Below are 26205 nucleotides of genomic sequence, written 5' to 3' on the forward strand. Positions count from 1 at the left end.
AGCCACTTTCTTTATAAAGAAGTGGCTTTTATGTGCTCAACTGAACTTAATCCTTATTAGGGAAAAAATGCAGTTCTTCATGAACCTGAGGATTTCGTGGTTACTGTTTCATTATTTTTATAGCTTCTTTTATCTCAGGTAAATCCGTATTGTACTTTTCTATATTCCATCCAGGTACATATTCTACCATGGGTGGAAGTCCCATAGCAGCTCTTCTTTTGTCAAGATTATTAATGTCCATAATTGGATAAATAAAATTTTTCTTAGTCTTTTTGTCGGTGAATCCCTGACTTCCGTACGGCTGTTCTTGGCCTTTTCGGACGGCAATTCTATCTTTTAAGATGGCCAAATTACTAGAAAAGGTTTTACCGTTCTTTTCAGCCTCCTCGACTATTGGTAGATACTTTTCCTGAATAGTTAAATTTGCATGCTGAATAACTAAAAATAGACCTTGACTGGCAAACATACCGATGTCCTGTGGTCCCATCCAGCCATCATGGTCAAGTATTTTTGTAACTGTTATCAGATTGAGCGAATCGGCAATTCGAATATTATTGGATGCAATGGCTAATTCATTTTTATCGGCACCATTTCTAGTAAGTTGTATATACTGTTTTCGATATTCTTGATCTTTAAAGAAGATCGAATCCAATTCCAATGTTACCTCTTTTTTGAATTTGGTGCTGTCAATGTTAAATGAAGTCACCTGTGCATATGAATTTGAAAACCCTAAAATGTAACTTGCTAAAAGTAATATTATTTTTTTGTCCATATATATGTTTATTTTAATTGATCAAATGAGCTTTTTACATTTATGTTGGGATGGTGATCGTTTCAATTTATGCATTTCTGTCAAAAATGATATTTTTATTGATGATTTTTATGCCATAGGTCAATAGTTCGCAGTACTGATTTAGGACTCAATCTGAAGTGCAAGTATTGTTTTTCCATTATTTGATCTGTAGACTAAAATGCTGGAAAGAACTAAATCTGCTATATCATGCCCCCAAATTCCGTATTTACCATCTGTTTCATTTCGATTGTACATGGTCGTTCTTTTCTCTAATGGAACCGTTTTCACCGTAGCACTATTTTCTTCTTCCTCATAGAGCATGTAATATTGTTTACTGATTGCATGTAATAATTGTTCTCTGGTAAAACCCTTTTCTGATGTTATCGTGAACTTATATTCCTTGTTCAAGGGATAGTCTATAAGTATTTCTACTGAAGAGTTGTTCAGTACAATTTCATCCTTATTATGAAGATTGGCCATGTCAGCATCGGGTTTTTCTAATTGTATCCAAGGAATGAAACCATCTTCATAATCATTTACATTATCTGTTTTTACTTGAAAATCAATCGTGTAAATCAGGTCTCCAAGTGTTGAATAATCTTTGTTTAATGATAACTGTTCTTTTTTCTCTATGATTTCTGCTGGATCTTTAGAGTTAATTGCATGATGTCCATGACAACCAAAGAATACAAAAAGTGAAATAATATAGAGCAGGTTCTTATAGCTAAACATGTTATTTGATATATTTTAGGTATTATAAGCTATATAAATATAGGAATTGATTTCTTTAAAAATCACAAGACCATGAAATTAAGTTTGTAATTGTAGGAGAATTAAAAGCAGTAGCTTGTCAATAGTTGTATTTAAAGTAAAGCGTTAACTTCAAAGTTTTCTCTTGAACAATATGGTGATTTTAATTGTTAATACTTTAAAGTATAATTATGGAAGAAGATAAATTAAATATGGACACCCGTATTATCGCTTATGATAAGCATTATGGGTTTGTTGAAAATCCGAATGATTTCAACTTTGAATATAATCCTCATCGTCTCATTGTCAAAAATTATGCTTTGAGAAAGAATGATAGAAAAGCGTATGAGAGTTATCTGACCACTTTTTTTCCGGAACTGGCCGCGATCGAATTAAAAAATTTTGATACAGAAGTTAATTACATCAGACAATTTGACAATGAGGAGCTTGCTGCCTGGTTGGCTAGCAATGATATCCAAGTCGTAGAATCTGATATTAGTTGTTCAGATCCTGATGCAATCTTTAAAATGGTTTATGTTCCAGAGTCTGAAAGCCCCACTTCATATGTTGTTAAGGAGGAGGACTTTATACTGAATAGAATATTGCCGGGAGACCTTATTAAAGAACCGAATAAAACATGGATCAACATTAAAAAACCTAAATTCTAATTTAAGTTCTTGATTACATTATCATTTCTAATAAGAATATATTTGGACGGTAGGTGCGGATCCTAATTTTCAAATATATTCTTTAGTATATCAGGTTGGTTTAGGGTGTTTTATTCTCTTTCTTTTTGATAAACATTAAATTGGTTTCTTTATTTTCAATACCACAATTGATAAATCTATTGCAACTTCAACCTAGCATTCCATGGTTGAAATAAGTCTTCTTTGGGAAATAGTATTATTATTACATTTGCGACTAATTATCTATTATTAATTTATGAAAAAAATAATGTTCTTCCTCTCATTATTTGCAGGGATGATAACGACGCACCAAGTTAGAGCTCAAGAATTGAAAGATTATGTGATTACGATGAAAGGGGATACGATTTATGGTGAAATTGGCTCAGTAAAAAGCAATAAGGTCAAAATGCTTGTTGACAGTGAAAAGAAAACTTATTATCCGCCACAGCTTTACCGTATCTATAATCATAAAAAAGAGAAGCATTATGCAACTTCATTCATTGAAGTGGGGATTGAGAAAATTAGGGATTCTGACCCAAAAATGTATGTCATCAAGGAAAAGGTTAAATTGAAAAAGAAACCGCTCTTTACGGAAATACTGCATGATGGTGATATTATAGTTTATAACTTTAGAAAACAAAGTGGTGGCGGTATGATAATGGGTGCTAACGGTAAGATGATGAATGGTTTTTCAACATCAAGTAATTATTATTACGCATTGAAACGTTCCACTGGTGAAATTGCAGAATTGAAAATTTCAGGTTTACTTATAGGAAAGATGTCGAAGAAAAATCGTTATCTTAATCTAGCAAAAATGATTGCTGATGAACCTGAACTTGCTGCAAAACTTGAAAATGAAGAAAAGCTGAACTATGATTTATTCTCCAATTATATTAGAGAATATAATGAGATAAAAAAAGCGAATGATGTATATCCTATAATGATATTTTAATTTTAAAATACATAAAGAGTACTTCCTGGGCTCTTTATGACAATATGATTTCTTCAGAAAGAAAGTGCAATCCCAGGATTGCACTTTCTTTGGTACCCCCCCGATATAGTGCGGGGTTTATTGTGTTTAAATGATGTTCGTGTTTTTTAGTGCAAGTAATACAAGCGCTATAACCGCCCAAATGATTCCCCAATATTGCACAGGAATGAACCACATCTCGTGGCGCGCATTCTTATTCATTTTTATACCAAGAATAAACAGTATCGGTGTCGAAGCAAGTAGACTGTATAGGAAAAGTTGCAGACTTGAATTTCCATTGGTTCCAAAAAAGTAAATACCAATCAATATTGCACATACAGGAATAAGAAGGGCAATAAACCCCCAGCCTTTATAAATCATTATGATAGATTTTGAAGATTAGTAGAGATTCTGAAGTTTGTAACTTCTGTTGGATTTCTTTTGTAATATGATGCCCCACATTAATTATAGTTGAATTGACTGAACTTAATCCCACTTTACATTCAGGTTATTTTCGGATGCAAATTCTTTTCCTAGCGCTGTAAGTGACATGAGACGCCTTTCAAACTCAACGTTGTATTTTTTCTCAATTGATGTTATAATTTCATCTTTTTGTTGCTGGGAAGCTTTCGTGTCGCATAATTTTGCATAGGTTGTATACTCATTTTTATATACCGGTAATACAAATTCATAAAGAGCAATAGCTTGTTTTTTGATTTCTTCTCTATCATCAGTATTAGTTGACAGTGCATTTAGATCTTTAAGGACTTTTTCCAAGTAAAGAATTTTATTCTGAACAACAATTGATGCCTCATCGCCTTTCTTTTTACTTGAGGGGATGTCAGGATACTCAATCGTATTGTCATTAAGCTGTTTTGCTAATCTGGGCGTTCCAAAATCTGATATGGTATTGGTATTTAAAATCGCTACACCAAAGAATTTATCTGGAGTTTCAGAACAGGATTGTAGGACAGGAAATATCAGAAGGAGTGTACAAAGTTTGGTAAATAGTGATTTAAAGGAGTTCTTCATGTAATTGTTTTTTTGTAATAAAATTATCTGTTTTAATAATAGATTTCTCCTAAGAAATCAAAAATTGAGCCATCTAATTCCATAATTTCCTATGGTTAGGATATACTGCTCATACTAAGTGTTTTTATTTTGTGATATAATTCGATCAGTTATAACTGGACATAAATAGATTGTTCAAAGTTGTAGCACTTTAAGTGATCTTATGCGGAATTATTTAAACTTATTTTGACGCTTAATCCTAGTGTTTTTATCTCACTTGATATCTATCGCGTCATGTCGGAAAATCTTTATTAATAATATCTTGTCGTATTATTACCATAGGTGTCTTTTGTGCAGGTTGGTATCTCCTCGCTTCCTTTCTGGAAAGGCTTAGGTATATATGTGTTTTTTGACCGTCCATCATGATCATGCTTATCCTTTTATGGGAATAGGTCTTGAGGAGTTTTACATTATCCTGAGGCTATTCCAATAAGCATGTCGTAAGGTTGATGGTAAGTTAATATTGGCGTAATATCTTCGACCTATCTTTGTCAGGTCATGTCTACCCAAACCAAGAAGGAAATCTTTTATTTGTCTCGATTTAAAAATGGAGATCCACGAGCTTTTACCTTTTTTTTTGATTCTTACTGGGAAGAGTTATATACAGTAGCTTACCAGCATTTGCAGGATGAAGCGATTTCAAAAGACATCGTTCAGGAAGTATTTATTCAGATTTGGGAAAAACGCCACCTGCTTAAGGAGGATTACGAATCGTTAAAACCCTATTTTTTTAAGGCAATCAAGAATAGGATCTTAAATCATTATGCCACAGAGAAAGTACGCGAAAGCATCATGGAAAAGATGTTGTATAGGATGGATAAGTTTGCTGTTCTAAACGATAATACACATGCGCAGTACCAGGAATTAGAAAATATAGTAGATCGTTCTGTAGCCAGGTTACCCAAAACCATGCAGGCTGTATATCTTTTGAGAAATGATAATTACTCCATTCAACAGATTGCTCAAAAACTGAGTATTGCCGAGCAGACGGTAAAAAATCATCTGTATGAAGCAAAGAAAATATTGAAGCAAGATCTGACGCAACGATTCGCCGACCACGATGATATTTTACTCGTTTTAGCGAGCACCTATCTATTTCATAATTTCTTAACCTAAAGAAAACAGTTTCTTAAAGTATTTTGAACCTCTTCACCTGTAGTAAGTAAAACAACAGCACACAAGTGAATTTAGAAGAGTTTAAAAATATAATACAGCGTTACCTGGCAGATAAACTATCTGATGAGGAAAAAAAGAACGTCGATAGCTGGTATGATGAGGTGTCTTCTGGTACAACAGATCCTTTTACAGATGAACAGCATAAAACCAAAGTAAAGGAAGCGATATTCGCGGCATTTCCTCCTGCCATTCAAGCAACTAAAAAACAGGCGCGCGTGGTACGGCTCCGCTGGATTTCTATTGCAGCTTCAGTTTTGATATTCGGTGTTTCAGGTTTGCTACTCTATCAAAGGTCGCAGCCTTTCCGTCAAGATACCACGGCGGCTTCAATTGTGTTCACACAGATTTCGACGCGCCCAGGTGAACAAATGGAGTTACAACTTCCAGATCATTCCACCATAATGCTAAATGGAAATACTCAGGTTCGCTATCATGAACAGGAGTATCTGCAAAGCCGAAAAATTTATCTGGATCAAGGAGAAGCCTTTTTTAATGTGCAGCGCGATACACTACATCCGTTTTCTATCGAAACGGGAGCATTGACCATTGCTGTGCTCGGTACTTCTTTTAATGTCAATAATTCCGAGCAATCAAAAAATATTACCATTGCTGTTAAAACGGGACGTGTGCGTGTCGGGAGCAAGATAAATCCATCATTACACGTGCTTACAGCAGGAAAAAGTTTACAATATGAAAAAAATCTGGGGAGCTGTAAACTGTTTGATACTAATGCTGATCATGCCGATATCTGGACACGTGGAGGTATTTTAATGTCTGGCGCTAATTTTCAGGAATTGCAGGAACTTATTTACAACCGTTATGGCTTGATCTTACGCAGTGACAGCTTGTATACAGATCGTTTTAGCTATTCACTGCTTTTACCGCAGGTAAAATCGGTCGATCAGCTTCTTCATATGATCTGTCATATTCACCAAATTAATTTTAGGAGGGAAGGAAATGAAATAATACTACATCACTAAACTTAAAACAGTTAAAGTTGGGAAACGGGGGGAGTTTCTCAATAGAAAAGTGCTCATCTGGCAAACCGCAAAATCGACCAGTGAGCACCCTTAATTCATGTTAAATGATAAACATTAATGCAAATATATGTATAAAATTACGAAGCTCAGCACATTGGCTGCTGCATTAGCTTTCAGCTCATTTGTATTTATCTCTGAAGTTACAGCAACTTCAATTCATGCCCATAGCAGGCAAGTTAAATCAGAAGGAATCAATATCCATCTAAAAGCAGGTAATGCTTCGCAGGCGCTCATGCTTCTATCGCAGCAAACTGGTCTCGGTATCGGTTATGACAAGCAAGTTTTACAATTGGAGAAGTTCTGGTAAAAGAGCGTACTTTTCAAAATGCAAGTTTTGAAGAAGTATTGCGCTATATTTTTAGAAATACCAATATCCAGTCAAAAAAGGTAAACGGTGCTGTTGTTTTGGTGACCGAAGAAGTGCAGCAGACCTTTAATCTGCGTCTGCATGTCAGCGATAATGCACGCAAGCCAATTGCTGGAGCATCTATTAAAATTAGATCTAACGGTCAAAGTGTGCTAACCAATGCTAAGGGAGATGCTCAATTGAAAGTTCCGGCGGGTACTTATAACATCTTGGTTAGCCATATTTCTTATGGAACCAAGGAAATAAGTGCGCTAAAGATAGATGCTAATTCTGCTGGGGTACAGTCTGTCATTTTAGAAGAAAATAAAAATGAACTGGGAGAAGTGGTCGTCACAGCTCTGGGAATCAAACGGCAGGACCGTTCCCTTGGGTATGCTGTAGGTACAGTGAAGGGGGAAGATCTGAATCGGGTGAACAATGATAATTTTATGATTGCGATGGCAGGAAAAGTTCCGGGGGTTGCGATCAGTGCCACAGGTCCTACGGGTTCTTCGGTGAGTATGGTGATTCGTGGTGCTTCATCCCTTAGTAGTGACAATCAGCCTCTGTTTGTCGTTGATGGCGTACCGATAATGAATCAGCTCAATAACATCGGCCAAATCGGTGATGATAATAAAGTCGATTACGGCAATGCGATCTCCAATATCAACCCAGAAGATATTGAAAACATATCTGTTTTAAAGGGACCCAGTGCCGCGGCTCTGTATGGATCGCGAGCTGGTAATGGCGTTGTTTTGATCACAACCAAAAGCGGTAAGAATGCGGAGAAAATGACTATAAACGTGACCAGCAATACCGTTTTCGATATTCCGTATCATTACATTGACTTGCATAACAAATTTGCAAGTGGTACCATGCCCTGGAAACCCGGAGATCTTGCCGGCGATCTGAAGATTGAAGAGGAATCCAGTTATATGGTGGGGCCTGCTCTGGATAAAGGGTATAAGGCCATCCAATGGAATAGTCCACGTGATGCCGATGGAAATCAGATCCCGACAGAACTAAAGTCTTACCCGAATAATATTAAAAATTTTGTACAGACTGGAATAACGAGTACCAATGGCATTTCATTGGCTAATCGCAGTGAGCGACTCGATTATCGTTTTTCTTATTCTAATATGAACAATAGAGGTATTGTACCTAACGCCGATTTGTTTAGAAATACATTAAATATTAATGCAACGATGCGTCTACGGGATAATCTTTCATTGGGAATGTCTCTGGATGCGAGTCGAAACAATTCAAATAATCGTCCGGCTACCAATCGCGGAACAAATCCTTTGCAGGCGGCATATGAAGTCGCACCTCACATCAATATCTTGGATCTGAAAGATTATTGGATGCCTGGACAGGAGGGGTTGCAGCAACGCTCGCAGTCAATTGGAAATTTTAATAACCCTTATTTTTTAGCCTACGGTGTCAATAATGGTTTTGTGCGCGATCGTGTATTCGGAAATTTGCGCTTGGATTGGAACATTCGGAAGGATTGGAATATGATGCTGCGCTATGCGACAGATGTATACTGGGAGAATCGGGAGACTAAAATACCCTATAGCTATACCAATGAACCACGAGGTGCCTATGGCATTGTCAATCTGATGAATATGGAACAGAATATTGATTTTCTGACTACTTATAATAAAAAGGTAGGCGACTTTCATGCAACAGGATCGCTTGGTGGTAATCTCCGTTATTCTAAATCAAATTCGGTACAAAATGCCTCTAAGAATGGTGCTGGCCTAACCACTCCTGGTTTGTACAGTCTTTCCAATATCAGTCCGCTGAACTTGGATTTTGCAAGTAGTCTTTCAGAGCGTGCTGTCAATAGCGTTTATGGGTTGATCAATCTTAGTTATCGGGATATGGTATACTTGGATTTGACAGGTCGAAATGATTGGTCAAGTACTTTACCCGCCGCCAACCGTTCTTACTTCTATCCGTCGGCATCCCTGAGCGTATTGGCCGACCGTGTTTTTACGTTGCCAACGGCTGTGAGTCTCTTCAAGTTGCGGGGTGGTATCGCTCGTGTAGGAAATGATACCGGAAGCTACAATTTGTTTAATGTGCTGAGTAATCCCGGAAGCTGGGGTGATGTGTTGCGTATCACACGTTCTGGAAAGCTTCTTTTACCCAATCTTAAGCCAGAACAGGCTACTTCTTACGAGGTTGGTGCTGATATCGGAATCTGGAAAAACAGGTTAAAATTTGAAGGGACCTATTATACGCTAGACAATAAAAATCAGATCATTTCTACGACATTACCGAGCTCGAGCGGATTTAGTTCGAGAAATATTAATGCCGGACTACTGAGTAGTAAGGGGATAGAGCTGGCATTATCTGGACGTCCCATTGAAAAGGAAAACTGGACTTGGGATTTGGGTGCTAACTGGTCACGTAATCGCACACGAATCAATGAGCTCTCGGAGGGTGTTGAATTTCATACTTTCTGGACAGATGGTCGAGGTGGAGCACGTACCTATGTAGGGGAAGAAATAGGTGATCTGTACGACTCTAAACTCGTGACTGTTGAAGATCCATCATCTCCCTATAACGGTTATCCTATTTTAGATAAAAATGGTTCTTGGCAGGCTGTACGTATTAATAATAGCCGTAATAAGATCGGCAATTTTAATCCTGATTTCAGTATGGGTATCCAGTCCTCACTGCGTTATAAAAAATGGACAATGCACCTTGCCGCTGATCTGCGTTTTGGAGGTAAATTTATGTCTCAAACTTACCGATATTTTGAATCGAACCTGACTACACAACGGTTTTTGGATCAGTTGATCAATCCAAATGGACTGACAGGAGAGTCATTACGGAATTATTTGATTGAAAATGATCTGGTCCGCGTACAAGGCAATCATTATCCTATTGTTGGTGGGCCTGGTGATGAATATGGGGGCTATCCTGTCAATGTAGGTGGAAATGTTGGAAACTTCGGCGTATTCAATCCAGGAGTTATTGCTGAATACGATGCTCAGGGTAATATCAAAGGATATAAGGAGAATCTCGGAGGTGAGGGGACAAAGTATATCGCTTATTCAGACAATTATCCTTGGGATTTTATGAATGCAGCCACATTTGACGCATCATTTATCAAATTAAGAGAATTGTCCTTCAGTTATGATTTGAAAGGAAAATGGCTTACCCGTATGGGCATCGATGGTGGAAGTGTAGGGGTCTATACGCGTAATTTACTTTTATGGACAAAGGCTAAGGTCGGAATTGATCCAGAAATGGCATTTCAATCTGAGGTCGGAGTCGGTTTTAAGCAGGGGATAGAGCGTTACAACGTGACTCCTTGGGCTATGCCTATCGGATTTAAAGTTAATATCACATTTTAATATAAAGCCAACAATGAACAATTATTTTAAAATTATAAAAATAGCATTATTTGTATCCGCCATAAGTTTTTGCTTGTGGAGCTGTAAAGATCTCACGGAAATCAATATCAATCCAAATGGTGTTAGTGAGGAAGACGCAAATCCAAATTTACTTTTACCTACTATACTTGCTGGTGCAGGAAGTAAATATAATGATCTCAGTTTTACTGATCTAGGTGGTGTAGTTCAATACACCCAACTGGATGCCTGGTTTGATTCGCACAATGATTATGAGTGGACTGGGGGGATATTAAGTTGGGATGCTTATTATGGATTCTTACGGGATAATGAATTGATGCGTCGCCGGTCTGAAGAACTGGGACTTGATTTTCATCATGGAGTTTCACTGGTCATGCGCGCTTATCTGTTTGGCTTGATCACAGATTTGTGGGGCGATGCCCCTTATACCGATGCGTTGGGAGCTGAACAGGGCGGAGTGCAGTACAACTTCCCAAAGTTTGATCGACAAGACGTGATCTACAAAGGAATAATTGAAGAGCTGAAACAGGCAAATACCCTATTTTCAAAATCAAATGGCCGTTATGATGTTTTGGCAAGTGCAGATATCTATTTTGGGGGTAATGTCGCAAAATGGCGTCGTTTTGCGAACTCATTGGCGTTGCGTTACTACATGCGAATCGCTGAAAAAGAAAATACATTTGCTAAGCAAGGAATAGAAAATATGCTAGCTCATCCGGCTGATTTTCCAATAATTACATCTGCAGAAGATGAGGTTTTGATGAGTTTTATGGGAAATAATGCATCAGATTCTTGGCCTTCGAATACCGTTTATGATGCAAGTGGGAGTAATTTTCGCCGGATGAAAATGTGTGCAACACTTGTTGATCGCTTGCAAGCTCTTCATGATCCACGCATTGCAGTTTGGGCCAAAAAGGTGGAAATCCCGATTGAGGTTCGTACGACTGAACCAAGTGGAACGGATAAAATTGTGAACGGTGTACGCATTGTTTCACCCGATATGGTGAAAGGTATTGCGGTGGATGTGGATGCTCAATATGTAGGGCTACCACCCAGTGGTTCTAAAAATCCATCGGCTTATAATCTCAATCCGAGTCCTGGACAAACGTCGATGAATCCGCATGTTTCTTACCTCAATGATGGCTATAAAGCAGCTAAGGGGGGAATACTGAAAGCTCGACTACTCGCGGCATCTGAAGTGAGTTTTATATTAGCTGAAGCGGCATGGAAGGGATGGGCATTGCCAGAGTCTGCAAAGTCCTATTATGAGCAGGGTGTACGCAATTCGCTCGCTACCTGGGGCAAAGAAGATGCGTATAACGTATATATCCAACAGCCTGGTGTCGCCTTTAATAACACCCAAGCACAGATTATGGAGCAGAAATGGATTTCTAACTGGTCAACAGCAACGCAGGCTTGGTTTGACTATAGAAGGACGGGCTATCCGCAATTGAAAGCTGGGCCTGCTGCGATTCGTTCTCAATTACCATTACGTATTCCATACATGCAGAATGAAATGAGTGTGAATCAAAAAAATGCAACAGAAGCATTGGCTAGAATTGAAAAAACGGCCTACTCACAAGCAGATAATGAAAATAGTGCATGGTCTAAATCTTGGTTGTTACAAGGAACGAACAGGCCATGGTAATTTTATATGTACACCATTAATATTGATGAAATGATTTTAAAGAATTTAATTTTATCCTTGAGTCTGTGCTGTGCCCTATATACAGGAACAGCACAAACGAACGATCGAGGCCTATATCCTGATCGTATCACGTTGACTTGGTCAGATCAACCATCAACGACACAATCTGTAAGTTGGCGGATAAATGGTTCTGCGACTAAAGCTGTGGGGCAGGTTGTAGAGGAGCAGAGCAGCCCTGATCTAGAGAAATCTGCACAGACAGTATTAGGTGTAACGAGTCCATTAAAAATTGAAGGTCAGACTGCGGATAACTATGGACAGGTTTCGTTTCAAGGCCTAAAGCCTGGTACAATCTACACCTATCGCGTAGGGGATGGCACAAATTGGAGTGCGTGGAATCAGTTTCGTACGGCTGATGTAAAGGGTGATTTTTCATTTATTTACCTGGGCGATGCGCAGAATGATTTACGCTCGAAATGGTCCCGATCTATTAGAAAAGCTTTTCAACAGGAGCCTAATGCACGTTTTATTGTCCATGCTGGCGATTTGATAAACCGTTCAAACAACGATAGCGAATGGGGGGAATGGCATGAAGGAGCTGGATTTATCCATCAGATGATACCTGCTGTACCCACACCAGGCAATCACGAATACCGCAGAGACTCTTTGGAGCAGCTGGTCTTAGATCCGCACTGGAAAAAGCATTTTAATCTTCCTAGCAATGGACCAGTGGGAATGCAAGATGCGGTGTATTATTTAGATTATCAGGATGTGCGCATGATCTCTTTAAATTCGCAATTGATCATGCTGGATTCTATTGCTGCTAAAAAACAGGAACAATGGTTAACGGAGGTTTTGGCATCTTCAAAAGCCAAATGGAATATTGTGGTGATGCACCATCCGGTTTATTCAACTGCAAAGAATAGAGACAATACCATTCTTCGAGAACGTTTTAGACCTATTTTTGAAAAATATGGCGTAGACTTGATTTTGCAGGGACATGATCATACCTATGCACGAGGAACAGCTGGTAAAGTTCGTCCGGTATATCTCCTTTCTGTAGCAGGGCCAAAGATGTATGGTTCCGATTCGGAACGTTGGATGGAAGTGTCAGGTGCGCAGACGCAGCTCTACCAAGTTATTCGGGTTACGGACAGTAAACTTATCTTTTCAAGTTATAAATTGAATGGACAATTATTTGACTCATTTGAACTAACTCACAAATAACATGATACATGTATTAACTATTTTTCGAGTTCTGTTAATCGTTTCAAGTATTTTGTTTTCAGTTGCTTATGGTCAATCTGGTCGTTTGCTGACCAAGCTGTCGGAAAAAGAACAGCATATTGCTGCTCACCGCGGGGCGCATAAGGAATTTCCTGAGAATTCAATCGCCTCCATTTTGGAGGCGATCAGGTTAGGAGTTTCTGTTGTTGAAATCGATATTCGCAGTACCAAAGATGGTGTGTTGATCTTGATGCATGATGGAACGGTAGATCGCACAACAACAGGTAAAGGAAAAGTGAGTCAGCTGACCTATGCTGAAATACAAACCTTGTATTTACGGGATACTCCAGCAGGTGCTGCCTCTAACTGTCATATTCCAACGCTTAAGGAAGTACTACGCTTATGTAGAGGTAAAATTATATTGGATATAGATTTTAAGGAAGAAAACGAAAAATATGTGGCAAAAACTTTTGAATTGATTGCTGCAGAAAATATGGAAGATGAAGTTCTGTTCTTTTTATACGATCACCGACTTATCGAAAAGTTTTATAAGCTCAATCCTCGTATCACTCTTTTTCCTCGTGCACGGAGTATGAAGGATCTGCATGAGATACTAAAATCCAAACGAACTTCCATTGTTCATATTGATGAGTCTTTCGATAATTATAATGAATTAGTAAAGCTTAAAGATCAGGGTGTTATTTTGTGGATGAATACGTTGGGCGATACAGATGAAAAAGCTCTTCGTGAAGGAAGTACTGTTTACGAGATCTTCCTGAAAAAATACCCTTATGTTAGGATTATACAGACGGATAATCCATCTCTCTGGAAAAATATGCTTTCTGGAAAGCATCGTCAGTAAAGATTTTCGTAGGATGCGATTTAACAGCTAATCATTTGCGCTATTATTTTTTGATTCAAATGCATCATGTTCTTGTTGCAGTTTCAATGCTAATGAAAAAGAATATAAAATACACAAGGATCTGCGGATGCTTGTGTATTTTGCAAAAAATAAGTTCAATGAGCGCAATACTTCGATATTTAAATCCACACGGTAAAATAAACTATAGAGTAGAGATTTTGGCAGGATTGACTGTGGCGATGACCATGATTCCAGAATCATTGTCATTTGCTATACTAGCTGGTCTTTCTCCTTTGACGGGTCTCTATGCCGCGTTTATAATGGGCCTGGTCACGGCTATTTTGGGTGGGAGACCGGGAATGATTTCTGGCGGTGCAGGAGCAACTGTCGTCACACTCATCGCGTTGATCAGCATGCATGGTGTTGAATATTTGTTTGCTACTGTTGTACTGGCAGGTATTTTGCAGTTTATGGTAGGAGCTTTCAAATTTGGGAAGTTCGTCCGACTGATTCCGCAACCCGTGATGTATGGCTTTCTTAATGGTTTAGCTGTAATTATCTTTATGTCTCAGGTCGAGCAGTTTAAGACTGTAGATTCTTCAGGAGTAACACATTGGTTATCGGGTGCTTCAGCCTATATTATGTTAGGGCTTACTTTATTTGCAGCATTAGTGGTCTATCTATTCCCTAAGATTTCTAAAGCGATTCCAGCATCATTAGTAGCCATATTGGCCACCTTCTTGCTCGTGTATATTTTTAAGATCGATACCAAAACAGTGGGCGATATCGCTTCTGTTAAGGGTAACTTACCGGCATTTCATATTCCTTCTGTACCCTTTACTTGGGAGACAATAACTATTATCTTTCCATTTGCGCTGGTTATGGGCTCGGTGGGGATGATTGAGTCGCTTTTGACCCTATCAATGGTCGATGAACTGACAAATACGAAAGGAAACGCTAATAAAGAAGCTATGGCGCAGGGAACGGCGAATCTGGTAAATGGATTTTTGGAGGGATGGGAGGCTGTGCTATGGTGGCACAAACGCTAGTTAATATTAATGCAGGGTCCCGTTCACGACTTTCCGGTATTATCGGTGCCCTCACAATATTGACGATCATCCTGATTGCTTCTCCTTTTATTGAACAGATACCGATGGCTGCTTTAGTGGGGGTAATGATGGTGGTGGCTATTGGAACTTTTCAGTGGATTTCTTTCCGTATCATCACTAAAATGCCGAAGTCTGATATAATCGTCGGTATGCTTGTCGCACTAATTACGATTGTGTTGCACAACTTGGCTTTAGCTGTACTGGTCGGTGTGGTGATTTCGGCACTTGTATTTGCTTGGGATAATGCAAAACGTATTCGAGCGCGAAAAACGATTGATGAAGCCGGAAATAAGGTGTATGAAATATATGGTCCGCTATTTTTTGGTTCAGTAGCTGGATTTTTAGAGAAATTTGAAGTCAATGAAGACCCTGATCTCGTGATCGTTGATTTTAAGGAAAGTAAGATTACAGATATGAGCGCTATAGATGCCGTTAATAAACTTGGATATAGATATCAAAGTCAATCTAAAACACTTCGCTTACGCCATTTGAGTGCCGATTGTAAATCCATTATGAGGAAAGCAAACAGTCCGGTAGAGATTGAGGCTTCTGAAAATGATCCGACTTATAAAGTAATGCCAAAATAATTTTTTACTGCTGACAATAGGCTGTCACTAACGCTTGTAATTTTGAGTTATCAATTAAAAATAAAGCGATATGAATACAGTAGCAGTTATTACCAAAGATGAATTATTGAAACATTGGTTAGGTCATAGAAACCTGACTAGAAGAACGATCGAGAAGTTTCCTGAAGCAGAACTTTTCACTTATGCTGTGCCGGGTATGCGTACATTTGGTGAATTGGCAAATGAACTGATATCGATTGCTGTTCCCGGTTTAACGGGCATAGTCAATAGACAGGTGGAAGCATATGCTGAAGCAAACAAGTATACAAGCAAGGCCGCCATTTTAGAAGTGTGGGATCAGCATACAGAAGAGCTTAAGCAATTATGGGCGCAACTTAAAGAAGAAAATTTTCACGAGACATTTAATTTGTTCGGTCAGTATGAGTTTCCTGTCATTGAAAATATTTTATATTTTATCGATAATGAGATTCATCACCGAGCGCAAGGATATGTTTATCTGAGAAGTTTGGGCATTGAGCCTCCATTCTTTTGGGAGCGTTAATACCGCTAAAACTTAAGACCTCCAGGGAACAAGCTGCTCTCTGGAGGTTTTTTTATGCCAGTCGTTCTGCCTGAGATTTCAGTAAGGATCTTACAGTGTCTTTTAAAGATTTGGGGCTAATAATGTCTGCGCGGTCACCGAACATCATATACCAGCGCGCAAATCCCATGTCAGCATTTTTGACATCAAATACCATTTCGACCATACCATCATTAAAGCTTTCTTTTTTAAAACCAAAATATTTACGTTCCCAATGTAGATAATGCGCAAATTGTGGATCGACATGAAGTACTACGCGCGTAAAATTGGCTTCCTTTTCTCGCTCTGCGAGATATTGTTCAAGATCAGGATGTTGCTTAAATTGTAATTGATCCAATATTCTAATGTTAGAGATGCGATCTGTACGGAACTGTCTATAATCATTTCTTACCAAACAGAAAGCATAGATGTACCAATAATTACTTTCATGAAACACACCGATGGGTTCTATGTCACGTACGCTAGGTTCTTGCTGATAGGTAGCCTGATAGCTAATTTCCAATACATTTTTCTGGGCGATGCATTGAAATAGAGTCGTCAAAGTATTGGGAAGTGCTGAGTTGAGCTGATTATGCGAAATAGATTTCATGACCACATGTTTATCAATAGTTTCCATCCAATCCTTATCGGAACTCCGTATAATCGCCTTCAGCTTATAGATGGCCGAAGAGAAATGATCTTTCATTTCCTTATCGATAAATTTAAACACCAGCTTCTCAGCGGCTACAAAACTCGTGATTTCTGCTTTTGTGAACATCATTGGAGGAATCTTATAACCCTCAACCAGTTCATAACCTAATCCTGCTTCACCAATGATTGGAATGCCTGCCGCAGTCAGGCTTCTAACGTCACGGTAGATGGTCCGTAAACTGACTTCAAAACGGCTTGCTAGTTCTTGTGCTTTGACGGTTTTTTAGATTGAAGTTGAATTAATATTGCTAGTATGCGATCAAATCGATTGAGCTGTTCCACTGTGATGTTTTCTTCTGAATGCTATTAAATATGGGTTTAAGATATAGAATAATTTTTGAAGACAACGATTGAAAGGGATAAATTTATTCGAACGTTTTGGTACACATCCAATTGAAAAAACAAGGCATCACGTGTGATCCGTTTTTCAATTGGAATACTGTGCTACCTTATTTTTTGATTGTTGTTTCTTCCAGATTCTTGATGATAGCAGTAGCATAATCTTCACCATTAAGTTCTGATGCCTGTAGCAGTGCGCCCGGACTAAAAACGTTGATTTCCATGATTTTGTCACCGATAATATCCAGTCCTACGAAATACATCCCGTCCTGCATCAGTTTGTAGGCCACTTTCTGTACCATTTGCAGTAGCGCGGGACTGATCTCAGCAAGTTGGGCTTTGGCTCCCTGGTGGATATTGCTCCTCAATTCTCCCGCTGATTGTACTCTGTGCACACTAGCGTATTTTCCATTAACGAGCAGGGGTTTCCCATTGAGTAGGAAAAACGGATATCGCCATATTGTGCATCGGGCAAATATTCCTGAGCGATTAAATAACCGTCGCGACAGATCACCTCAACAATCTGTTTGAGGTTTTTACTTTCCTGCTCATTGACTAGAAAGACATTTTTTCCCCCCGAACCCTTTAAAGGTTTCAGGATAATTTTATTGTTTTGCTCTTCAAAAAACCGCTTCACGTCATCGTAATTTCGTGTCACGATCGTGTGGGGACGGATTTCTTCGGGAAAGTTTTCGAGGTAAAGTTTATTTTCCGCATCAACGAGAGCGCGTGGATTATTAAGTACGCGTACACCAAGATTTTGTGCGAGCTGAGCAAACTGTAATCCCATAGATGCTGCCCAAGGCCTATTGATCATGTCAAGAACGGGGTCAAATCGCAGCCAAATAATATCTAGCTCCCGTAACGATATTTTTTCCTTGGCGGTAGACCGTAATTTATCAATCAATTGATCGGTATCTGCTATACCATCGATCTGATGTACTGCACGGGCATGAGCGGCTATTTTATCCTGATCCAGGTAAACAAAATCAGCAAGACCGATGTAATAGACGGAGTGGCCACGTAGGAGCGCTTTGTAGGCTAACAATGTTGTTGTGAAACTGGCCTTTTCTTTGTGTGTCTGATTGATGATGAATGCGATTTTCATATAGGAAAGTGCTTTTAATGATTTGAAAGGTTGAAAATATTGTTTCCTGATTTGATTTTTTCTAAGTTCTGTAAATAAGGTTCTGCCAGGTAGCGTGGTTTTAGGATCGGATTGTTTAATAATCCTCTTTGTGTTAATTCTTCAACAATGGGGATATAGTCTTCCCGGATTTTACCAATGAGCAAAGGAGAGAGCTCTCTTCCCTCACGGATATAGGTAATGATGCTCATGAGGCCTTTTAGATAGAGAGCATCTTTTGTTAAGCCACCACCGCGGTATACTCTGGTGCAGATATGAAAGGCTATTTCTTCTGTGAAATGATAATGATCTACCAATAAGAAGAAGGTATCGCTGAAATTATGCCCTGCTAGCATATGGTGTACTGCCACTACACGTGCAGCTATAATCCTTAGACGGTCTCCGCTAAGCTCGTTGACCATGTATTCGGAGAATACAGCAAGTCCTTCCTGCAATTGCTCATAACCGGGTACACCCAGGCTGAACAGTTTAAATGGCTGAGACTTGCCATTGAAATAGGTAACAATGTGGTACCTACTTCATGCTGTATGAGGGCAATGGCCCTGCTCGCTTCAACCTCATAATATTTGCTGATGTTCAATACACCTCGGTTGACCATGATGCCTGTGATATCTTCGCGGATCCGGACGCCGGTCTCCAGTGAAGGAAATTGTTGTCTGAGATAATGAAGCTCTTCCTTTGCCAATTTGGCGAATTCGGTTGCATTGATCATTTTTTTGGAGGCGCCGGCTTCTTGCTGTGTTGTTCATATACCAGTAGTATAGCCTTTGCGGTCTCCAGTAAATTGTCATTGACATTTCCGAATACTTGGAGGCTGCCGTGCATAAAGCCTTCATTGCCACGATCAATCAGCATGGTCATCATAGCATCAAGTTCCTTACGTTTATCTCTAAAAAGATAAGCGATAGTAGGATCATCAATATCTTCAATACGTAGATTATAAAGATTGCGTTTCACCAGCTCCGGATCTATTGGCATGGGTCTATATCTAAATTTTGGTGATTTTAAAAATTTATCTTTCTTAAATTGTAACCATGCTTCACGGGTATTTAAAGGACTGACTAAGAGCAAAAAGTCGAATTTCTGACTTTCAGAAGCTAAATTCTGATCGATTTCCATAATAAGGGGTTGCAGTTCAGTTGTCTTGAGCATCCTGAACTGTGATACCTTTAATGATGTATAGAGTCTGATAAATTCAAGAAAACTCTTGCGTAAACTTTTTGTAAATATTTCCCGATAATTGCGCAGAATGAGCGGATATACCTTTCCAGTCGTGACATCATTATAATGCGGTTTCAGTGCAATACCCATGTAAAGTAATTGTTTAAATTCCTCTGTCAATGGATTGATAATAGGAGTTATATCTCTATTTTTGGTGACTTTGTCTCTTTTTTTATAGCAGTAGACAAGAACATATTCTGTTCATTCGATTCTAAATCTTTGATAAATTTTTGAGCAATAGGAAGTGCTGATTTCTGTGAAATATGGATGGCGACGTCTGTATCCATGTCTTTATCCTGCCAGATTTCAATCAATTGACATGCACCAAATTCATCTATAAGCTGTCTTATTATTGGCGTGATCACCGCATTGAAATCCAGATCTGATGATTTGCCTACTAAAGAACAAGATTCCGATTTAACCAAAGTGGATATCATCTGATCTTTGCCTTCCACAGGGATCCGGTAAACCAAAAGTAGCGGAATGATGCGTTTGAGAACAAGTTTACTATCTTTCGAAAACTGTATATGAACGGGCTCTTTTTGTATGATGGATGTAACTGCTTTCGTAATCGCTTTACTTTGATCCATAGTGACTTTGGTAGCTGTTTTTGATATACGATACAGAAGATCGTAATAGTTTTTTTAATGACTCGATATGATCAAGATTAGGAGTTCCTGTCCATTCATTCATAAAGTCTTTACGAAACTCAATAGAAAGTACACATCCTTTCTGACCATATTTACTGGTGACCCATTTGGAAAGATAACCACCTGAAAATTTGACGTTCTCACGTACGTCGATCTGGTTTTCATTTATATTGTGTTCTTTCAAGTATTTTACAAATGAGTCGATCAAAGGCCTCCAAATACCTTTATTGTTGATCGTTCCAATATTTATCTCTGGATTTGCGTAGGTGTCGACTGTTTCATCAGGACCCGATCGTTTAGCATTGTAACTATGGATATCATAAATGATAAAATACCCATTTTGCTGAATGCTTTTTTCAATCATTCCCGAAAGAACTTTTTGAATATAATGATAAGATTGTTTGAGTTGTGCTAAGATTGTCTTAGTAGGAGGTTGCTTCCATACATTAAGCCCCCATGCCTGATCAGGGCGTAGATATACGGAATCTTGAATAGGTCTATTAAGGTCTACTTGGAATCTGGAGGTTTTAATAATCAGCCGATTAGTGTCTAGATCTGTCAGCATACCCGTGTAAGGATCCTCCTCTCGTAATCGTTCGGATTCTGAAAGACTCATGATAGGTGATAGTTGTGGGGCAATCTGATGTCCATCATGTATAGCTAACGCTAGAACTGGTCCACCTTTTTCTTCCAATACATATTCTATTTCCATATTATTCTTTGCTTAAATTAAGTAGATCGTATATCTAGTAAACAATTTCGTGGACAAATAGTTTGAATAGTTGCTCATCAATATGCGATGTAAACTAATTCGCGGCATGCTTGTTATTAGAAATATATGGGATTGATAACTTTTACTAATCGCGGTATTTATTGTAAACAAGGTGATTTTTACGTGGACCCCTGGTTGCCGGTAGACTATGCTGTAACCACGCATGGACATGCAGACCACGTGCGCTGGGGCAATAAATACTATCTGTGCCACCATTTGACAAAGGCGATTATCAAATGTCGTATAAGCGAGGATCTAGTTGTCGAATCAATGGCATATGGGGAGAAAGTTGTTAGAAATGGTGTTCAGATTTCTTTTCATCCTGCTGGACATGTGATTGGCTCTGCTCAGGTTCGTCTTGAATATAAAGGTGAAATCTGTGTAATTTCTGGAGATTATAAAGTAGAATTTGATGGCATTAGTACGGCTTTTGAACCGATTAAATGCCATACGTTTGTTTCTGAAAGTACATTTGGACTTCCTGTATACAACTGGTTGCCTCAAGATGTCCTATTTGACGATATCAAGCATTGGGCAGCACAAAATAAAGAAAATAATAAAACGACCGTGCTTATTGCTTACAGCTTGGGGAAAGCGCAGCGTTTATTGCATAACCTAGCAGGATATCTGCCGATCTACGTGCATAATAGTATTGGTCGACTCAATGTAGCTATTGAACAGGCCGGAGTTACATTGCCTCCATATAAAACAATAACAGCGGATATGAGCAGGGATGAGCTACAAGGGGGTATTTTAATTGTTCCACCGGTCATGCGAGATAGCAAGTGGATCAAAAGTTTGCAGGGTGCTGCTGTTGGTATCTGTTCAGGATGGATGCAGGTGCGTTCGCATCGAAGATGGCAGAGCGCTGATGCGGGATTTGCACTGAGCGATCATGCCGATTGGAATGGATTGATCACGGCCATAAAAGCAACTGAAGCTGAAAAGGTTTATGTAACGCATGGTTTTACATCGGTCTTTTCCCGTTATTTGACCGAGCAGGGAATACCTGCTGAAGCCGTGACAACACAATTTGGCATTGAGGATGAAGAAGCGGTAGCGGAGAAAGGGGGTGATCTTTGAGAAAGTTTAGCCGTTTAATTTCCAGACTCGAACAGACTAATAAAACTAATGATAAATTAACTGCTTTGGTTGACTATTTTTCTGAAGCGGAGGACGCCGATAAAATTTGGGTTATTGCTTTGTTTACGGGCAAGAAGCCTAAAAGAACGATCAGTACCAACTTGTTGAAAGAGTGGATCACCGAGATCACTGGATTACCCACCTGGTTGTTTGTAGAAAGTTATCACAATGTTGGCGACTTGAGTGAAACGATTGCTTTGCTTTTGCCTCCTTCTACATCCACATCCGATATTCCATTGCATCAATGGATATTGGCGTTGAAGAACTTGTCGGATAGTAGCAATGAAGATAAAAAGGAATTTGTTTTCAACGCTTGGGAAAAACTGAGTACGCAAGAAAGATTTGTGTTTAATAAGCTGATATCAGGTAATTTTCGTATCGGTATCTCATCTAAAAATTTAATTCACGCGCTTGCAAAATTATCAGGTCTGGATACCAATCACATCACGCATAGCATTATGGGAAAATGGGATCCTGAGAAAATTTCTTTTGGTGACTTGATAGGTGGTTTGCATGTTAATACTGATAGTTCCTGGCCTTATCCTTTTTGTCTGGCATATCCGATCGATGTGCCTGTCCATGAGTTAGGATCGGTGGATAATTGGCAGGCAGAGTGGAAATGGGATGGAATCAGAGGGCAGATTATTAAGCGGAATGATGAATTATTTATCTGGTCACGTGGGGAAGAACTGGTAACAGACCAGTTTCCAGAATTGCACGTTGCTTTATCTGGTCTGCCAAACGGTACCGTAATCGATGGTGAAATATTGGCTGTACGTGAAGGCGAAGTATTATCGTTTAGTACTTTACAGCAACGGCTCAATAGAAAAACAATCAATAAAAAACAACTGGATGAGGCTCCTGTCGCCTTCTATGCCTATGATGTATTGGAATATGGCGGTATGGATTATAGAGCTGAACCGCTCCATAAAAGAAGAGCTGTGCTCGAAAAGTTATTGCCAATAGCGGAGACAATTTTGACGGCTCCGATTGTTCCTTTTGATTCTTGGGAAAATTTAGTTGTAGAACGGAAAAAGTCTCGCGAACTGAATAGTGAAGGCATTATGCTGAAACGTCAGGATTCTTTGTATCATAGCGGTAGAAAGAGAGGAGATTGGTGGAAATGGAAAATAGAACCTTTTACCATAGATGTGGTGATGATTTATGCGCAAAAAGGAAGCGGGAGAAGAGCTAATTTTTTTACAGACTATACTTTTGCAGTACGCGACGGAGATCAGTTTATTACGATCGCGAAAGCTTATTCAGGTTTGACGGATAAAGAGATTAAAGAGGTCAATAGTTTTGTGGTCAAAAATGCCATAGAGAAATTTGGCCCTGTACGGACTGTAAAACCAGAACTGGTATTTGAGATTGCTTTTGAAGGAATAGCAGTTAGTAAGCGTCATAAAGCAGGGCTTGCGCTACGTTTCCCCCGAATTGTGCGCTGGAGAAGAGATAAAAAAGTAGATGACATCAATACGCTGGAAGATCTGCAGATACTATTAGAATCAACTATGAGGGATAGTGAAAGATGAAAAAAACGGTAGGCTATCAAAAAGTTGTGAAATGGTTGAAAACCCGAAAAAGAAAACCATTCCCCTTTCAAGAAGAGACATGGGCATCTTACTTGGAGGGATATAGTGGTTTAGTCAACGCACCTACCGGATTTGGTAAAACCTATTCTGTCTTTCTGGCACCCATCATTGCTTATCTGAATGAGGAGGGCAATGGAAGTAAAAGAAAAGGGAAATTGGGCTTGCGTGTAATCTGGATCACACCATTACGTTCATTGGCAAAAGATCTGGCACGTGCGATGGAAGAAGCTTTATTTCAGCTTGATGTTGACTGGAGGGTCGGCGTGCGGAACGGCGATACTTCAGTATCTGAAAAGCAGAAACAAAAACGAGCCATGCCACAAGTATTATTGATCACACCAGAAAGCTTACATTTACTTCTGGCTCAGAAAAATAACGATAATATCTTTGATGATCTAACCTGCATAGTTGCAGATGAATGGCATGAATTATTAGGCACTAAAAGAGGTGTCATGGTTGAGCTGGCGCTATCCCGAATCAAAGGTATGGTAAGTTTTAGGGAAAACAGGACGCTTCGCATCTGGGGAATTTCGGCGACAATCGGTAACCTCGAAGAGGCTTTAGCGGTTTTGCAACCTGATCATCAAGTGTTGAAAATAATTGTAAAAGCGGCAACTGAAAAGAAGATCCAGATTCAATCGATTATCCCTGATACCATCGAAATGTTACCTTGGGCCGGGCATCTGGGGATAAAATTGGCCGATAAATTAGTTCCTGTTATCAAAAAGAGCAAAACGACCTTGGTTTTCACGAACACCCGAAGTCAGGCAGAGATCTGGTTTCAGCATTTACTGAAGATCCATCCCGATTTTGCGGGTCAGATGGCGATACATCATGGTTCGATAGATTATGAATTACGCAACTGGATTGAAGAAGCATTGCATACGGGAGTATTGAAAGTTGTGATCTGTACCTCATCTCTTGATTTGGGCGTGGATTTTAAACCGGTTGATAATGTGGTGCAAGTAGGGTCACCAAAGGGTGTAGCACGTTTTTTACAACGTGCCGGAAGAAGTGGACACTCACCCTTTGAAACGTCAAAGATCTATTTTATGCCGACCCATGCGCTCGAACTGCTAGAAGTCGCTGCGATTAAAACAGCGGCTAAAACACAGCAGATTGAAAGTAGAGAACCTTTTATCCTGCCTTTTGATGTTTTGTTGCAATACTTGGTAACTTTAGCTGTAGGAAATGGATTTGATAATAAAATAATTTTTGAGGAGGTTAAGAATACCTATGCCTTTTCTGAATTGCTGGCTGAAGAGTTTGACTGGTGTATGCAGTTTATTACACAAGGAGGCTCAAGTCTGCAGGCCTATCCTGAATTTCACAAAGTGTTGTTCGACGAAACAGATGGCTTATGGAAGGTAACCAATAGGCAGATCGCCATGCGTCACCGCTTGCATATAGGTACTATTGTGAGCGATGCTATGCTCAAGGTTAAATTTATGACCGGAGGTTATGTGGGTATGGTTGAAGAGTATTTTGTGTCAAAACTAAAACCGGGTGACCGTTTTAATCTCGCAGGTAGAAGTTTGGAGTTTGTAATGGTCAGAGATATGCTTGTGCTTGTTAAAAGAAGTCAGCATAAAAAAACCATAACACCAAGCTGGCTGGGGGGCAGATTGCCCTTGAGTTCTAATTTAGGTGCTATCCTGCGTCAGAAATACAGTCAGGTATTGGTCGGAGAACATGAAGAGGAAGAGCTTAAGGTGATGAAACCCTTATTCGAATTGCAGGAATCGATTACACATGTACCTAGGGCGGATGAGTTTCTAGTAGAATTAATACATACGAAAGAAGGATATCATCTTTTTGCTTATCCATTTGAAGGGCGATTGGTACACGAGGTTATGGCGGCACTTATAGCTACCGAATTTCAAGATTGATACCTATTACTTTTTCAATAGCGATGAATGATTATGGTTTTGAATTGCTGAGTGATCAAGAAATACCGATGGATGATGCTATTGTCTATGACGTTTTTTCTCCCGATAACCTAAGCGCAGATATCAGTGCCAGTATCAATGCCACGGAGATGGCAAAGAGAAAGTTTAGAGATATTGCCTGTATTTCGGGACTGGTATTTCAGGGTTATCCCGGTAAATATTTAAAGAATAAGCAGATTCAATCTTCTTCCGCTTTGTTCTTTGATGTTTTTGAATCCTATGATCCCAAAAATCTCTTATTGCGTCAGGCTTATGATGAAAACTTTCATTATCAGCTCGAAGAGCCACGTTTGTTGCATGCGCTGAATAGAATACAGCAAAGTACCATCGTTTTAAAGTGGGCAGAGCGTTTTACTCCATTTTCTTTCCCGATCAAAGTGGATAGTATGCGGGAGAGCATGAGTTCTGAAGAACTCGAAGCACGAATTGAAAAGATGAAGGCCGCAGTGTTTAAAAACTTGGATTAAG

The 26205-nt window shown here is 39.2% G+C and carries 23 protein-coding genes and 2 pseudogenes; 14 read left to right on the plus strand and 11 right to left on the minus strand.

Going from position 1 to position 26205, the window contains the following annotated elements; genetic code table 11:
- Positions 1-100 precede the first annotated feature (100 nt).
- Positions 101-772 (minus strand): DUF6624 domain-containing protein, encoded by a 672-nt coding sequence (locus L950_RS06445; RefSeq protein WP_021191120.1) that lies wholly within the window; start codon positions 770-772, stop codon positions 101-103.
- Between the two features lie 141 nt (positions 773-913).
- The gene (locus L950_RS06450) at positions 914-1525 is read right to left on the minus strand and encodes a hypothetical protein (protein WP_021191122.1); all 612 of its coding nucleotides are present in this window, start codon (positions 1523-1525) and stop codon (positions 914-916) included.
- Positions 1526-1734: 209 nt separating this feature from the next.
- Here L950_RS06450 and L950_RS06455 point away from each other — a divergent pair, with 209 nt between their 5' ends.
- Together L950_RS06455 and L950_RS06460 are read left to right on the plus strand one after the other, a co-directional pair.
- Positions 1735-2211: a hypothetical protein gene (locus L950_RS06455; RefSeq protein WP_021191123.1), complete on the plus strand. Its 477-nt coding sequence runs from the start codon at positions 1735-1737 to the stop codon at positions 2209-2211.
- A 274-nt stretch (positions 2212-2485) separates the two neighbouring features.
- Positions 2486-3181: a hypothetical protein gene (locus L950_RS06460; protein WP_021191124.1), complete on the plus strand. Its 696-nt coding sequence runs from the start codon at positions 2486-2488 to the stop codon at positions 3179-3181.
- Between the two features lie 126 nt (positions 3182-3307).
- On the opposite strand, the gene L950_RS06465 is transcribed toward L950_RS06460, so the two are convergent.
- Both L950_RS06465 and L950_RS06470 read right to left on the minus strand, forming a co-directional pair.
- On the minus strand, positions 3308-3580 hold the full coding sequence (locus L950_RS06465) for a hypothetical protein (RefSeq protein WP_021191125.1): 273 nt from the start codon (positions 3578-3580) through the stop codon (positions 3308-3310).
- A gap of 105 nt (positions 3581-3685) precedes the next feature.
- A complete protein-coding gene (locus tag L950_RS06470; RefSeq protein ID WP_021191126.1) occupies positions 3686-4231 on the minus strand; it encodes a hypothetical protein in 546 nt (181 codons plus the stop codon).
- Between the two features lie 570 nt (positions 4232-4801).
- On the opposite strand from L950_RS06470, the gene L950_RS06475 reads away from it, so the two are divergent.
- From L950_RS06475 to L950_RS06515, 9 genes and pseudogenes are all read left to right on the plus strand, one after another.
- The gene (locus L950_RS06475; RefSeq protein WP_197086285.1) at positions 4802-5386 is read left to right on the plus strand and encodes an RNA polymerase sigma factor; all 585 of its coding nucleotides are present in this window, start codon (positions 4802-4804) and stop codon (positions 5384-5386) included.
- Between the two features lie 65 nt (positions 5387-5451).
- Positions 5452-6426 (plus strand): FecR family protein, encoded by a 975-nt coding sequence (locus L950_RS06480; protein WP_021191128.1) that lies wholly within the window; start codon positions 5452-5454, stop codon positions 6424-6426.
- 127 nt (positions 6427-6553) lie between these two features.
- A complete protein-coding gene (locus tag L950_RS06485) occupies positions 6554-6793 on the plus strand; it encodes a hypothetical protein (RefSeq protein WP_021191129.1) in 240 nt (79 codons plus the stop codon).
- 38 nt (positions 6794-6831) lie between these two features.
- On the plus strand, positions 6832-10200 hold the full coding sequence (locus L950_RS06490; protein WP_021191130.1) for a SusC/RagA family TonB-linked outer membrane protein: 3369 nt from the start codon (positions 6832-6834) through the stop codon (positions 10198-10200).
- A 13-nt stretch (positions 10201-10213) separates the two neighbouring features.
- The gene (locus L950_RS06495) at positions 10214-11866 is read left to right on the plus strand and encodes a SusD/RagB family nutrient-binding outer membrane lipoprotein (protein WP_031288994.1); all 1653 of its coding nucleotides are present in this window, start codon (positions 10214-10216) and stop codon (positions 11864-11866) included.
- A 30-nt stretch (positions 11867-11896) separates the two neighbouring features.
- A complete protein-coding gene (locus tag L950_RS06500; RefSeq protein WP_031288996.1) occupies positions 11897-13093 on the plus strand; it encodes a purple acid phosphatase family protein in 1197 nt (398 codons plus the stop codon).
- A 1-nt stretch (position 13094) separates the two neighbouring features.
- Positions 13095-13955, plus strand: a complete 861-nt coding sequence (locus L950_RS06505; protein WP_021191133.1) for a glycerophosphodiester phosphodiesterase family protein — start codon at positions 13095-13097, stop codon at positions 13953-13955.
- A 245-nt stretch (positions 13956-14200) separates the two neighbouring features.
- Positions 14201-15651, plus strand: a pseudogene (locus L950_RS06510) (SulP family inorganic anion transporter).
- Positions 15652-15721: 70 nt separating this feature from the next.
- Positions 15722-16192 carry a DinB family protein gene (locus L950_RS06515; RefSeq protein WP_021191135.1) on the plus strand — a complete coding sequence of 157 codons (471 nt, stop codon included), beginning with the start codon at positions 15722-15724 and terminating at the stop codon, positions 16190-16192.
- A 52-nt stretch (positions 16193-16244) separates the two neighbouring features.
- On the opposite strand, the gene L950_RS06520 is transcribed toward L950_RS06515, so the two are convergent.
- The 7 genes from L950_RS06520 to L950_RS06535 form a co-directional block, all read right to left on the minus strand.
- Positions 16245-16991: a helix-turn-helix transcriptional regulator gene (locus tag L950_RS06520; protein ID WP_197086286.1), complete on the minus strand. Its 747-nt coding sequence runs from the start codon at positions 16989-16991 to the stop codon at positions 16245-16247.
- A 379-nt stretch (positions 16992-17370) separates the two neighbouring features.
- Positions 17371-17655: a hypothetical protein gene (locus L950_RS35090; protein ID WP_262507010.1), complete on the minus strand. Its 285-nt coding sequence runs from the start codon at positions 17653-17655 to the stop codon at positions 17371-17373.
- Positions 17625-18368, minus strand: coding sequence for a hypothetical protein (locus L950_RS06525; protein ID WP_262507011.1), 744 nt, complete (start codon positions 18366-18368; stop codon positions 17625-17627). The genes L950_RS35090 and L950_RS06525 overlap by 31 nt, the downstream gene beginning before the upstream one ends.
- A gap of 14 nt (positions 18369-18382) precedes the next feature.
- Positions 18383-18913: a tyrosine/phenylalanine carboxypeptidase domain-containing protein gene (locus tag L950_RS32220; protein WP_316930556.1), complete on the minus strand. Its 531-nt coding sequence runs from the start codon at positions 18911-18913 to the stop codon at positions 18383-18385.
- A gap of 202 nt (positions 18914-19115) precedes the next feature.
- Positions 19116-19718, minus strand: coding sequence for a tyrosine/phenylalanine carboxypeptidase domain-containing protein (locus tag L950_RS32230; RefSeq protein WP_021191139.1), 603 nt, complete (start codon positions 19716-19718; stop codon positions 19116-19118).
- Between the two features lie 47 nt (positions 19719-19765).
- Positions 19766-20218 (minus strand): hypothetical protein, encoded by a 453-nt coding sequence (locus L950_RS32235; RefSeq protein WP_021191140.1) that lies wholly within the window; start codon positions 20216-20218, stop codon positions 19766-19768.
- On the minus strand, positions 20205-20990 hold the full coding sequence (locus tag L950_RS06535) for an N-formylglutamate amidohydrolase (RefSeq protein WP_021191141.1): 786 nt from the start codon (positions 20988-20990) through the stop codon (positions 20205-20207). The genes L950_RS32235 and L950_RS06535 overlap by 14 nt, the downstream gene beginning before the upstream one ends.
- Positions 20991-21116: 126 nt before the next feature.
- On the opposite strand from L950_RS06535, the gene L950_RS06540 reads away from it, so the two are divergent.
- The 3 genes and pseudogenes from L950_RS06540 (at position 21117) to L950_RS06550 (ending at position 26204) form a co-directional block, all read left to right on the plus strand.
- The gene (locus L950_RS06540) at positions 21117-22133 is read left to right on the plus strand and encodes a ligase-associated DNA damage response exonuclease (RefSeq protein ID WP_021191142.1); all 1017 of its coding nucleotides are present in this window, start codon (positions 21117-21119) and stop codon (positions 22131-22133) included.
- The gene (locus tag L950_RS06545) at positions 22130-23728 is read left to right on the plus strand and encodes an ATP-dependent DNA ligase (protein WP_021191143.1); all 1599 of its coding nucleotides are present in this window, start codon (positions 22130-22132) and stop codon (positions 23726-23728) included. Before L950_RS06540 ends, L950_RS06545 begins: the two co-directional genes overlap by 4 nt.
- A pseudogene (locus L950_RS06550) lies at positions 23725-26204 on the plus strand (ligase-associated DNA damage response DEXH box helicase). Before L950_RS06545 ends, L950_RS06550 begins: the two are co-directional and overlap by 4 nt.
- The last annotated feature ends 1 nt before the right edge of the window (position 26205 follow it).

Origin of the sequence: Sphingobacterium sp. IITKGP-BTPF85 (assembly GCF_001006065.1) — a bacterium.
GTDB classification, from domain to species: Bacteria; Bacteroidota; Bacteroidia; order Sphingobacteriales; family Sphingobacteriaceae; genus Sphingobacterium; species Sphingobacterium anhuiense.

Coding starts and splice junctions, on each gene's coding strand:
- L950_RS06445 (WP_021191120.1), bottom strand. CDS start 772: ATGGACAAAAAAATAATATTACTTTTAGCAAGTTACATTTTAGGGTTT.
- L950_RS06450 (WP_021191122.1), bottom strand. CDS start 1,525: ATGTTTAGCTATAAGAACCTGCTCTATATTATTTCACTTTTTGTATTC.
- L950_RS06455 (WP_021191123.1), top strand. CDS start 1,735: ATGGAAGAAGATAAATTAAATATGGACACCCGTATTATCGCTTATGAT.
- L950_RS06460 (WP_021191124.1), top strand. CDS start 2,486: ATGAAAAAAATAATGTTCTTCCTCTCATTATTTGCAGGGATGATAACG.
- L950_RS06465 (WP_021191125.1), bottom strand. CDS start 3,580: ATGATTTATAAAGGCTGGGGGTTTATTGCCCTTCTTATTCCTGTATGT.
- L950_RS06470 (WP_021191126.1), bottom strand. CDS start 4,231: ATGAAGAACTCCTTTAAATCACTATTTACCAAACTTTGTACACTCCTT.
- L950_RS06485 (WP_021191129.1), top strand. CDS start 6,554: ATGTATAAAATTACGAAGCTCAGCACATTGGCTGCTGCATTAGCTTTC.
- L950_RS06495 (WP_031288994.1), top strand. CDS start 10,214: ATGAACAATTATTTTAAAATTATAAAAATAGCATTATTTGTATCCGCC.
- L950_RS06500 (WP_031288996.1), top strand. CDS start 11,897: ATGATTTTAAAGAATTTAATTTTATCCTTGAGTCTGTGCTGTGCCCTA.
- L950_RS06505 (WP_021191133.1), top strand. CDS start 13,095: ATGATACATGTATTAACTATTTTTCGAGTTCTGTTAATCGTTTCAAGT.
- L950_RS06515 (WP_021191135.1), top strand. CDS start 15,722: ATGAATACAGTAGCAGTTATTACCAAAGATGAATTATTGAAACATTGG.
- L950_RS06520 (WP_197086286.1), bottom strand. CDS start 16,991: ATGATGTTCACAAAAGCAGAAATCACGAGTTTTGTAGCCGCTGAGAAG.
- L950_RS06525 (WP_262507011.1), bottom strand. CDS start 18,368: ATGAAAATCGCATTCATCATCAATCAGACACACAAAGAAAAGGCCAGT.
- L950_RS32230 (WP_021191139.1), bottom strand. CDS start 19,718: ATGGGTATTGCACTGAAACCGCATTATAATGATGTCACGACTGGAAAG.
- L950_RS32235 (WP_021191140.1), bottom strand. CDS start 20,218: ATGGATCAAAGTAAAGCGATTACGAAAGCAGTTACATCCATCATACAA.
- L950_RS06535 (WP_021191141.1), bottom strand. CDS start 20,990: ATGGAAATAGAATATGTATTGGAAGAAAAAGGTGGACCAGTTCTAGCG.
- L950_RS06540 (WP_021191142.1), top strand. CDS start 21,117: ATGGGATTGATAACTTTTACTAATCGCGGTATTTATTGTAAACAAGGT.